At 31.9% G+C, this 12269-nt stretch carries 10 protein-coding genes; 7 read left to right on the forward strand and 3 right to left on the reverse strand.

All coding sequences use genetic code 11. The annotated features are described in order from the left end of the window. The first annotated feature begins 32 nt into the window (after positions 1-32). Genes tsaD through KLA_RS07050 form a run of 5 tightly spaced genes read left to right on the forward strand, consistent with a single transcriptional unit; the run spans position 33 to position 4767 of the window. Entirely contained in the window at positions 33-1061 is a 1029-nt protein-coding gene (gene tsaD / locus KLA_RS07030) for a tRNA (adenosine(37)-N6)-threonylcarbamoyltransferase complex transferase subunit TsaD (RefSeq protein WP_034644716.1), read from the forward strand. Positions 1062-1088: 27 nt separating this feature from the next. Further along, positions 1089-1796 (forward strand): 16S rRNA (uracil(1498)-N(3))-methyltransferase, encoded by a 708-nt coding sequence (locus KLA_RS07035; protein ID WP_013622154.1) that lies wholly within the window; start codon positions 1089-1091, stop codon positions 1794-1796. A 34-nt stretch (positions 1797-1830) separates the two neighbouring features. Then, positions 1831-2481 (forward strand): DUF4159 domain-containing protein, encoded by a 651-nt coding sequence (locus tag KLA_RS07040; RefSeq protein ID WP_013622153.1) that lies wholly within the window; start codon positions 1831-1833, stop codon positions 2479-2481. Positions 2482-2488: 7 nt separating this feature from the next. After that, positions 2489-3577 (forward strand): AI-2E family transporter, encoded by a 1089-nt coding sequence (locus KLA_RS07045; RefSeq protein ID WP_013622152.1) that lies wholly within the window; start codon positions 2489-2491, stop codon positions 3575-3577. Positions 3578-3585: 8 nt separating this feature from the next. Beyond that, positions 3586-4767, forward strand: coding sequence for a THUMP-like domain-containing protein (locus KLA_RS07050; RefSeq protein ID WP_034644700.1), 1182 nt, complete (start codon positions 3586-3588; stop codon positions 4765-4767). A 2-nt stretch (positions 4768-4769) separates the two neighbouring features. Here the strand turns inward: KLA_RS07050 and KLA_RS07055 are convergent, their stop codons facing one another. The 3 genes from KLA_RS07055 to KLA_RS07065 all read right to left on the reverse strand — a co-directional run bounded on the left by KLA_RS07055 (position 4770) and on the right by KLA_RS07065 (position 8027). Further along, the gene (locus KLA_RS07055) at positions 4770-5498 is read right to left on the reverse strand and encodes a M15 family metallopeptidase (RefSeq protein WP_034644701.1); all 729 of its coding nucleotides are present in this window, start codon (positions 5496-5498) and stop codon (positions 4770-4772) included. Between the two features lie 99 nt (positions 5499-5597). Further along, entirely contained in the window at positions 5598-6305 is a 708-nt protein-coding gene (locus tag KLA_RS07060; RefSeq protein ID WP_013622149.1) for a gluconate 2-dehydrogenase subunit 3 family protein, read from the reverse strand. A 3-nt stretch (positions 6306-6308) separates the two neighbouring features. Beyond that, on the reverse strand, positions 6309-8027 hold the full coding sequence (locus KLA_RS07065) for a GMC family oxidoreductase (RefSeq protein ID WP_013622148.1): 1719 nt from the start codon (positions 8025-8027) through the stop codon (positions 6309-6311). A gap of 440 nt (positions 8028-8467) precedes the next feature. Here KLA_RS07065 and KLA_RS07070 point away from each other — a divergent pair, with 440 nt between their 5' ends. Beyond that, positions 8468-11272 (forward strand): M16 family metallopeptidase, encoded by a 2805-nt coding sequence (locus KLA_RS07070; protein ID WP_034644702.1) that lies wholly within the window; start codon positions 8468-8470, stop codon positions 11270-11272. Between the two features lie 3 nt (positions 11273-11275). Further along, positions 11276-12269, forward strand: a 994-nt coding sequence (locus KLA_RS07075; protein WP_034644703.1) for a DUF4369 domain-containing protein, incomplete at its 3' end; no start/stop codon positions are given.

Consider the following 12269-nt stretch of genomic DNA (forward strand, 5'->3'; position numbering starts at 1 on the left):
CTTTGTTACTTCAATATTTATTCCAAAAATACGTGGAAAAAAACAATATCTATATACTTGCAATAGAATCTTCATGTGACGACACATCTGCGGCAGTTTTACACAATAGTAAAATGCTTAGTAATGTTGTTGCTACACAAAAGATTCATGAAGAATACGGTGGTGTTGTTCCTGAGCTAGCCTCTAGAGCACACCAACAAAACATTGTACCTGTGGTGCACCAAGCGCTAGCTAAGGCAAATATCAACAAAAAAGACTTATCTGCAATAGCTTTTACAAGAGGTCCTGGATTAATGGGATCTTTACTTGTAGGTACCTCCTTTGCAAAATCTTTAGCTTTGGGTCTAAATATACCCTTAATAGAGGTTAACCACATGCAAGCTCATATTTTGGCGCATTTTATTGATAATGAAACAGGTAAAAAACCAGAGTTCCCTTTTATTGGAATGACAATTAGTGGCGGACACACGCAAATTGTACTGGTTAAAAGCTATTTTGATATGGAAATCTTGGGTCAAACCTTAGATGATGCTGTTGGTGAAGCCTTTGATAAAAGTGCAAAAATTTTAGGTTTACCATACCCCGGCGGACCTTTAATAGATAAGTATGCACAATTGGGTAACCCAAAAGCATTTCCGTTTCCTAAGTCTAAAGTTGGTGGTTTAGACTTTAGTTTTAGTGGCTTTAAAACAAGTGTACTTTATTTTATACAAAGAGAAACACAAAAAAACCCCAATTTTATTGCAGAAAATTTAAATGATATTTGTGCATCTATACAATACACCATAATAAATGTACTGCTAAGCAAGCTTAAAAAAGCGGTTGCACAAACAGGTGTTAAACAAATTGCTATAGGTGGTGGCGTATCTGCAAATTCTGGCATTAGAAAAATATTGCAAGAAGCAGAACAAAAACACGGTTGGAAAACATTTATTCCGCCTTTTCAATTTTGTACAGATAATGCTGCTATGATAGGTATAGTTGGCTACTTAAAATACAAAGAAGAATTATTTACAACACAAGAAATTACAGCAAAAGCACGTTACGTAATTAACGAATAACAAACAGTAACCAAATTAATATATTTTATGCAATTATTTTATAACAGCACTTTAGACAATAGTATTTCTCAATTTGTTTTTCCTCCAGAAGAAAGCAAGCATATTGTAAAGGTGTTACGTAAGGTAGAAGGAGATGAATTATACATAACCAATGGTAATGGATATTTATTTACGGCTAAAATTATGGTTGCTGATGTAAAAAAATGTAAAGCTCAAATTACATCTAAAGAAAAAAAACACAGACCTATGCATTGGTTGCACATAGCTGTTGCACCAACAAAAATGAACGATAGGTTTGAGTGGTTTTTAGAAAAAGCTACAGAAATTGGTGTAGACGAAATTACACCTATAATTTGCGACCACTCTGAACGTAAAGTACTAAAACTAGAGCGTATGGAAAAAGTATTGCAATCTGCTATGAAACAGTCTTTACAAACATACTTACCTAAATTAAACGCTCCAATACCTTACGCTGAGTTTGTACAAAAAGAGCATAAAGATTTATTATTTATTGCTCACTGCGAAGAAGAAGAAAAAGTAGAGCTTAAAAGAAGAGTTGCTGCAGACAAAGATGTTACTATTTTAATTGGTCCTGAAGGCGATTTTTCTTCCGCAGAAATTAAACAAGCTTATGTAAATGGTTTTATTCCTGTATCTTTAGGAAAAAACAGGTTACGTACAGAAACAGCTGCTATAGTAGCCTGTGCTACTGTTGCTATGATTAATAACGGATAGTATTTTAAATATTTTTAAATCACCATTTACTTGTATGAAAAAAATTGCGATTTTTTGTTTGTTAGTTTCATTTACTATTACAGCTAATTTACAAGCTCAAGAAATAGCAATTTTAAAATATAATGGTGGCGGAGATTGGTATGCAAACCCAACTGCGTTACCTAACTTAATACAGTTTTGCAATAAGGAAATAGACACAAAAATAAAACCAAAACCAGCAACTGTTGAAGTTAGCAACATAGGTATTTTTCAGTATCCTTTTTTACATATGACAGGACACGGAAACGTTGTTTTTTCTAATGAAGAAGCAGAAAACTTAAAAACCTACTTACTATCTGGTGGTTTTTTACATATTGATGATAATTACGGTATGGAACCGTATATTAGAAAAGAAATAGCTAAATTATTTCCTAATAAAAAACTAGAAGAGTTAGGTGCTAACCACCCTATTTTTAATCAGAAGTTTAAATTTAAAGACGGTTTACCTAAAATACACGAGCACAACGGAAAAAGACCACAAGCCTTTGGAATTACTCACAATAATAGACTTATATTGCTATTTACTTTAGAGAGCGATTTAGGAGATGGCTGGGAAGATCAAGAAGTACATAATGATGATGCAGACGTAAGGTTAAAAGCTTTGCAAATGGGCGCAAATATTATAAAATACGTTTTTAACAACTAAGTAATAAATGAAAGCAAAAACAATAGCAGATGGCATTTTACGTGCACTTGGCATTATAGTAGGCATTGTACTATTGTGCTTTTTTTTATACAAAATTAGTTCTGTTTTAGTATATATTTCTATTGCAGCTGTTGCCTCATTAATTGGTAGGCCTATTGTTTTATTTCTACGCGATAAATTAAAATTTAATAACACTTTAGCCGTTATTATCACTATGTTTTTTTTAATAGGCATTGTAGGCGGTATAATTGCGCTTTTTATTCCGCTTATTATACAACAAGGGCATAATTTAGCTCTGTTAGATATTAATCAGTTACAAGGTAATATAGAAAACTTATACACAGAAGTTATTAATTACTTTGGCGTAAGCACTACAGAATTAGAGGAGAATGTAAAATCATCAAACTTTTTAACTAATGTAGATTTTGCCTTTATACCTAACTTTTTAAATTCTCTTGTAGGTGTACTTGGCAGTTTAAGTATTGGGCTGTTTTCTGTATTATTTATTACTTTTTTCTTTTTAAAAGATCGCAAACTATTTAGTGACGGACTTTTAATGCTAACACCACAAAACAAAGAAGGACGATTTAAAAAATCTATGGACACTATTAGCAGTCTACTATCTAGATATTTTGTTGGACTTGTTTTTCAGATACTAATATTATTTGTTATTTACACCATTGTTTTACTAGTTGTAGGTATAGAAAATGCCATTGTAATTGCATTTTTGTGTGCTTTATTAAACTTAATACCATATGTTGGACCTATTATTGGCGGTGCTTTAATGGTAACATTAACAATGTCTAGCAATTTAGGTGAAAGTTTTAGTGAGGTTATTTTACCAAAAACAGGCTATGTAATGATTGGTTTTATTATTGGTCAATTGGTAGATAATTTCTTTTCACAACCGTTTATATTTTCAAATAGTGTAAAATCTCATCCTTTAGAAATTTTTCTTGTTATAATTATTGGCGGACTTCTTTTTGGTATTACAGGGATGATAATAGCTGTACCTGGTTACACTGCAATTAAAGTTATTTTAAAAGAATTTTTTGCAGACAATAAAATTGTAAAATCTATGACTAAAAATTTATAATTTTAAGGTTGAACACTGCTATTTTACATACCAACGTACAAAATTTTATTGCTGATAATTTAGAAACAGACATTATGTCTATTCTACTTAAAAAAGATATATTTAATAATGTATCCAATAAAGAAATAGCAGCACAAATTGAAGCTAAAAAAAAGTGTAAAGATAAATTACCTACCTGGTTTAACACCCCAAATATTTATTACCCTAACAAGTTAAATATAGAGCAAACCTCATCAGAAAAAACAGCAAATTACAAAGCAAGTTTAGTTAGTGGTAATACTTTAATAGACCTTACCGGAGGACTGGGTGTAGACTGCTTCTTTTTTGCCAAAAAAATTACAACAGTTTACCACTGTGAAATTTCTGAAAACGTATCTAAAATAGCTATACACAACTTTAATACATTAGGCGCTAATAACATAAAAACTTATGCCGTAAACGGACTAGATTACTTAAAAAAATCAACCTTATTTTTTGATTGGATTTACATAGATCCATCTAGAAGAAATGATGCCAAAGGAAAAGTGTTTTTTTTAGAAGATTGCTTACCAAATGTACCAGAACATTTAGATTTAATTTTTAGCAAAGCTGATAATATACTTATAAAAACATCTCCGCTGTTAGATTTTTCAGTTGGTATAAAATCATTACAAAACGTAAAAGAAATACACGTTGTAGCACTTAACAATGACGTAAAAGAATTATTATGGGTTTTAAAAAAAGAATATACTGGAGACATCACCATAAAAACCATTAACCTAACTAAAACTGAAGGTGCTCTTTTTTCTTTTAACTATACAGATGAAAAAGAAGTTGCATTAACCTATAGTGAACCTCAACAGTACATTTACGAGCCTAATTCGGCTATTTTAAAAGCAGGAGCTTTTAAATCTGTTGCTGCACATTACAAACTACATAAATTGCATGAACATACACATTTATACACTTCTAACACCTTACTAAATTTTGCAGGCAGATGTTTTAAAGTTGAAAAAAAAATAGCTTTTAACAAAAAAGAAATTCAGCATTTAAAACTAATAAAAGCTAATATTACAACACGTAATTTTCCTGAAAGTGTAGCTAATATTCGTAAAAAATTTAAAATTAAAGATGGTGGTAGCACCTACCTATTTTTTACAACAGACTGCAATAACGCTAAAATTGTATTGCTCTGCAGTAAAATACAATAATATTACTCACCACAGTCCCACTTAAAATTAGCAACTTTTGCATTAGACATTGCAGACAAATTGTAATGCCACCACTCTGTACGTATAGACCAAAAGCCATATTTTTCCATTGTTTCTTTTAGCAACTTTCTGTTTGCTAAAATTTCTTTAGGTAAATTGGTATTGTCATGGTAAGCTCTTTTTCCAAAAAAATCAAAATCTGTTCCCATATCTACTTCCTCGCCATCTAGAGTTTCTAAAGTAATATCTACAGCACCTCCTTTGTTGTGTATAGATCCCTTTTTAGGATTTGCTACATATTGCGGATTAGGAACTATTTTCCACATTTTATACTGTACAGAGTTTGGTCTGTAACAATCAAAAAATTTAATTCGGTATCCAAGTTTTACAAATTCTTTATTTACCTTTAAAAGAGCCTTAGCAGTTTTAACGCGAGTATAACACTCTGGACAATCATACACCTTAGCTTTTAAAAAGTTATTTGTTGTTGCGTAACGTAAATCATAAGCAAAATCGCCACTATAATCTGCCAAACGCACAAAAGTGGTATCTGCCAAACCAGATAAAGATTTATATTTAATCTCTTGCTTAACTGGTGGTAGCAGAACAGTATCTTTTTTAACTACTGTAGTGTCTTTAGTTACTATATTAATTGCTGCCGTTGTTTTATTGTTTTTACAAGCAATAGTAATACAAATTAGTAATAATAGTAATAAGTGTTTTGGTTTCATTTTTATAAGAATTCAATAATACATCTTCTAAAAACAAAAATTGCCTTTAGATTATAACTCTAAAGGCAATTTAACATTCTTAATTTAAAACCAAATGATTTATGTAATTAAATTCATATCATCATCCCATTCTGCCATAATATTACGTTTGCTTTGGTCTACAAACTTAGGCATCCATTCTTTTGGGTAAGATTTTCCGTGCTTATCTAACACGTCTTGTGGTACACCGTCCCATACATTTGGTGTATTACCCTTGTAACCAAGATCTTCTATTCCTTCTTTAGATGTATAATAACCTGTAACAGTTAAATTACGCATTAAAGAAAAGAAGTTTTGCTCATAAGTTGGCTCTTCTTTATCTGGATAAGCAATAGCATCTAAAATAACTTTTTGCTGCTCTGGTGTAGCTTTTTTAAACTCTACTCCATAATCTTTATTACTTGTATGGTCTAACCACATTAAACCTCCCTTAAGCTGTGTTTGGTATGCAGGTATATCTTTAGCCATAAACTCTATAAAATCTGGAACACCAACATCTGTAGCGCTACCATATTTTTCATTTGCTGGTAAAATTAAAGCACATAAAACACCTAGAGTTTCCATTTGGTGTTCATTAAAAAATTGTTCTGCATTTAATTTTGCTATTTGCTCTTTTTCTTCTGGTGTACGTCCAAAATACTTTTCATCTACAACTGCTTCTTCTGTACTAGTTGTATCACTATCTACACCTGGTTTACAACCGTTTAAAGCTAAACCACCGGCTACACCGCCAAGAATAATAGATTTTATACTTTTTCTTCTATCCATAACTTAGATATTTTGCTGTTTAAACTGTTCTACAATATAATCTGATGTTCTCCAAGCCAATGCTAAAATTGTCCAGGTTGGATTTTTATCTGCCTGAGAAACAAACGGACCAGCATCTACAATAAAAACGTTGTCTACATCATGCATTTGCTCATATTGGTTAACTACAGAAGTTTTTGGGTTATCTCCCATACGTGTAGTACCAACCTCATGTATAATTTCCCCTGGTTTATTAAGTCCATAATCTTGTTCTGCAGTAGGCGTATCTCCTAACACTTTACCACCCATATTATGAATTATTTCTTCAAACGTTTCTTGCATATGCTTTGCTTGTTTACGCTCATAATCTGTCCACTGGTAATTAAAACGCAATACAGGAATACCAAATTCATCTACCGTGTTTGGGTCTATTTCGCAATAATTAGTTTCTTGCGCTATAGATTCTCCTCTTCCACCAAAGCCTAATGTAGCTCCGTAATATTTTTTAACATCAGAACGCAAACTATTACCATAGCCACCTACTTTTTCTCCAAAATACTCATTAAAGCTATTTGGGTTAAAACCAAAACCGTAGTTTGGCATTCCCATTCCGCCCCATACTTCTATATGATAACCTCTAGGGAAATCTAATTTTTTATTATCTAGCCACCAAGGCGAATATACGTGCATACCACCTACCCCGTCTTCGTTATACATTTTTCGGTCCATCATAGCAGGTATAAATCCACCTCTACTTGCTCCGGTAGAATCATGTAAATACTTACCAATTAAACCACTACTATTACCCAAACCTGCTGGATGTTGCTTGCTTTTAGAGTTTAATAGTATACGTGCAGAGCTACAAGCAGATGCTGCCATAACAACCACCTTACCCTTTAGTCTGTACTCTTTACGGTCTTCCTTATTAATGTATAATACACCAGTTGCTTTACCCTCATCATTGGTAGTAACCTCCCTAACCATAGAGTTTACAAACAAATCTATTTGGCCTCCATTATTTTGTGCCGGAAAAATTAAACAACTACCAGATGAGAAATCTGCATAATATTGACAAGATCTGCCGCACTGCCCACAATAGACACATACTCCACGGTCTTTATTTACTTTTTTTGTAACCATAGACATACGAGCAGGTATAACAGGAACACCAGATTTTTTAGCTCCGTCCATATAGTACAACTCGTGCAATCTTGGTTTTGGTGCTGGCAAGAAAAATCCGTCTGGCTCATTAACCAAACCTTCTTTAGAACCAAAAACACCAATTAGTTTATCTACTTTATCGTAATACGGTTTAACATCATCATAACCAATAGGCCAGTTTTCTCCTAAACCATCTACATCTTTATGCTTAAAATCTCTTTCGCTAAAACGTAAAGATATACGCCCCCAGTGGTTGGTTCTTCCTCCAAGCATTCTAGATCTAAACCACGCAAATTTAGATCCGTTTTTTTGCGTGTATGGTTCTCCTTCTATATTCCATCCTCCAAGAGCCATATCAAACTCTCCAAAATCTCTTACGGTATTAGCTCCTCTTCGTGGAGACTCATAAGGCCATTTAAATTGGGTTTGTTGTTTGGGATCTTTAGGATCAAAAAAAGGACCTGCTTCTACTACAGCAACTTTAAGTCCGGCTTCAGACAAAACTTTGGTTGCCATACCTCCACCAGCACCAGAACCAACTATGATAACGTCATACATAGTTGAAGATTCTATTATCTGCATATTATTTTTGTTTGAGTTAATTTGGTTAATTACAATGATTAGAGCTTCTTTTTTGTGCCCTTGCTTTGTTTTTTGTTTGGTAATTACTAAAAAACAGAAGTCACTAATTTAGAATTTTTAATCAAAATACAATTTAAAAATATGTTAATACAACTAATTTATAATGTATTTATAGACGGATAACAAATTATCATCGACTAGCGTAAAAAAATAAAAAGCAATAGCAACTTACAATTTCTGTGGCGTAAACTTAAGGTTATAGTTGCAAAAAGCACTTGCTAATACAATACAACTTTTTAAAAAGAGTAAAGTAATTTGTAACAAATTACAAACAGACAGACTTACATTTTACCATTTATTTAACAGTATTACAATAAGGGTTGCCCTTTTTATACACGTCTATTATTATAAACTCACAAAAAACTAACAAATTTTTAAAAATGAAGAAAATTACAACGCTACTTTGTTTATTTCTATGCTTAGGCCTTTCTGCCCAAGGGTTAGATTTAAACCAACCATTGCCAGTAAACACCAAATTTAAAAAAGGTGTTTTACCTAATGGAATGACTTATTACATTTACAACACAGACGTTACCAAAGGCGTTGCCAGTTACTACATTATACAAAATGTGGGCTCTATACTAGAAAACGATAACCAACAAGGTTTAGCTCACTTTTTAGAACATATGGCCTTTAACGGTACAAAAAACTTTGAAGGAAAAGGTATTTTAAACACATTACAAAAACACGGAGCTGTTTTTGGCAGAGATATTAATGCATACACAAGCTTTGATGAAACTGTATACAATATGGACAATATACCTACTAAAGATGGCTTAATTGATACGTGTTTATTGGTATTACATGATTGGTCTAACTACCTATTACTTACAGACGAGGAGATTGATGCAGAACGTGGTGTTATTAAAGAAGAATGGAGAACACGCCAAAATGGTAGAATGAGGATTTTACAACAATCTTTACCCATTATGTTTAACAACTCTAAATACAGCAAAAGGTTACCTATTGGCTTAATGAATATTGTAGAGAATTTTGAGTACAAAGCCTTAAGAGATTTTTACCATGATTGGTACCGTACAGATTTACAAGCTATTGCTATTGTTGGTGATATTAACGTAGATGAAATTGAACAAAAAATAAAAGATAAATTTTCTAAAATTCCAGCTGTTAAAAACCCTAAAGAACGCTTTTATGTAGAAATACCTGGAAATAAAGAAATGCTTTATAACATTGCTATGGATGAAGAAGTATCTACAGCAAATATTAGTTTTAGCATTAATCATCCTAAAAAAATTAAAGAGCAAACTATTGGCGACCTTAAAACATCTCTTTTAAGAAATATAGCAACATCTATGGTATCTACTAGACTTGGTGAGATACAACAACAACCAGATGCTCCTTTTTTAGCCGCAAGAGTTAGGTTTGCAGAAAAAGCAAAACTTAATAATGATTTATCTATTGATATTACCCCAAAACCAGGTAAACAACAAGAAGCTTTTAAAACAGTAATGAATGAGGTTAACAGAGCTTTAAAATTTGGATTTACAGATGGTGAAATAGATCGTATAAAAAAACAATACGCAAACTATTATGAAAATGCAATTAGTAAGGTTGATGATACACCTCACGGACAATTAATAAATGCTATAAAGGCAGATTACTTATCTAAACAAACTATTACTCCTATTGCAGAAGAATATAAAATTGTACAAGCAATATTTTCATCTGTCACTAAAGAAGATTTTAATAATACCCTTAAAGCTCTTTACTCTAAAGAAAACAGAACATTAAGTGTTACTGGTGTTAAAGGAAAAAACAACCTTACAAAAGAAGAAGGACTTGTTATTATCAATGCATCAGAAAATAACAGTGAGTTAACTGCTTATACAGATAAATTTAGTGGCAAAACATTAATATCTGATGTAAATATTACAGTAGGCAGTGTTGTATCTGAAGAAGAAAACAAAGAAACAGGAGCTACAATTTTTACACTAAGTAATGGTGTTAAAGTGTATTACAAATTTGCAGACAAAAATAAAAACGATGTTAAACTAGTAGCTACAAGCTATGGTGGTACTTCTTTATTAGCTACAGAAGATTTACCTTCTGCTAATATTATGGGCAACATAGTACAAATGTCTGGCTTGGGAGATTTTTCTGCCACAGAGTTACCAAAAGTATTGGCTGGTAAAACTGCAAACACAAGTATTAACTTATCAGATTTAACAGAAAGTATTAGTGGCTCATCTACAACTAAAGATGTAGAAACTATGCTACAAATGGTTTATTTACGTTTTGAAAAACCAAGGTTTGATGAAGATGCTTATAAGGTATTACAAGGTAACATAACCAACTATTTGGCTCGTAAAAGCAAAGACATAAATTCTAAAATGCAAGACAGTGTTACTGTTACGTTGTACGGTAACAACAATCCTAAAGTTCGTCTTATGGATAAAGCATATATGGAAGATGTTACTTTTAATAAAATGAAAGCTGTTTACCTAGACAGGTTTAAGAATGCTGCTGATTTTACATTTTTTGTTGTTGGTGATGTTAAAAAAGATGCATTAAAACCATTGCTAGCAAAATATATTGCAAGTATTTCTGCCAATACTACTAAAGAAAATTACAAAGTAGACCCTAAAGTTTGGACAAGCAATGCTATAGACAAAGATATCTTCTTAAAAATGGAAGATGAAAAAGGATCTGTTAGAGTTGGCTACAAAAACGAGATGAAATACAGCTTAAAGAATGCTATTTTAGCAAGTGCTTTAGGAGATATTTTACAATTAAGGGTTACAGAAACTGTTAGAGAAGCAGAAGGTGGCGCTTACTCTCCAAGAGCTGGTGCAAGCTTTTCTAAAAGACCAATATCTGAAGGAAGTATTTCTGTTGGTTTTGATTGTAACCCAGATAAAGTAGACGATTTATTAAAAATTGTTCACGTAGAAATTAAAAAAATAGCTAACGGAGAAATAAATCAGACAGATTTAGACAAAACTTTAACCAACTTTATTAAAGAACGTAAAGAGTCTAAAGACTACAATAGTTATGATATGAGCTTGCTGCAAAATTATGTTTTAGAAGGATATAATATGAACAATCCTAAGAATTTTGAAAACATTATAAGCGCTATTACTACTAAAGACATTCAAAAATTTACAAAAACATTATTAAAAGGCGCAAAAACTTACGAAATTGCGTTCAAACCTAAACAACAATAACTTATGAAAAAATCAATTTATGCGCTTGGTTTAGCTGTAATTAGCTTAGCCTCTTGTAAAACAGAATCTACTCCTGTAGACTATGCTGTAGTTACAGGAAAAATTAAAAATGCAAGCAGTACAGAGCTAATTATTGCTAGTTTTAGCAATAGAAAAGCTATAGATACAGTTACTATTGCTACAGATGGTACTTTTACAGATACTATTGCAAATCCAAAAGGGCATTATGCAGTTATTAATGATAAAAACAGAACCGATATTTACTTAGAGGAAGGTTTTAATATAGCACTTAATGCAGATGCTACAGATTTTAACAAAAGTATTGTTATAACTGGCAATGGTTCTACAGAAAACAGCTTTTTTAAGGCAAAAAAAGAAAAAGAAGCTACTTTTAAAAGTGACACCAATCCATATACTTTAGATGAGGCAGCTTTTAAGGAAGAAATGACTTCTCAAAAAAAGGCATTAAACTCTTTAGTAGATAATACAGAAGGTTTAACAGAAGCATTTAAAACAACTCAAAAGAACGATAATAATTACAGTTACCTAGTAAATTTATCTAACTATGAAAGATACCACCAACACTATGCTAAAAAACCAGAGTTTAAAGTTTCTGACAACTTTTTAGCAGAGTTAGACGCTATAGACATTACTAATGACAAAGATTTTAGCAACTCTAGTGCTTATAAATCTTTGGTAACTGCCCACTACAGTAAAATTGCAACTAAAAAGGCAGAAAAAGACAGTATTTCTTTTGACTTAGCTATGCTTAAAACTGTTGCTCCAATAGAATCTGATGCTATTAGAAATGGCTTATTAAAAGATGCTATTTTTGGTATTACTATTACAGATAAGTTAGACGAGTACTATAACACCTTTATCTCTGCATCTACAGATGAAGAGATAAACAAGACAGTTAAAGATTATTATACTAAATTAAAAGCAGTAGAAAAAGGCAATCCTTCTCCTAAGTTTGTTGGTTATGAAAATCACGCTG

The sequence above is a fragment of the Cellulophaga geojensis KL-A genome, from assembly GCF_000568425.1.
Lineage (GTDB): Bacteria > Bacteroidota > Bacteroidia > Flavobacteriales > Flavobacteriaceae > Cellulophaga > Cellulophaga lytica.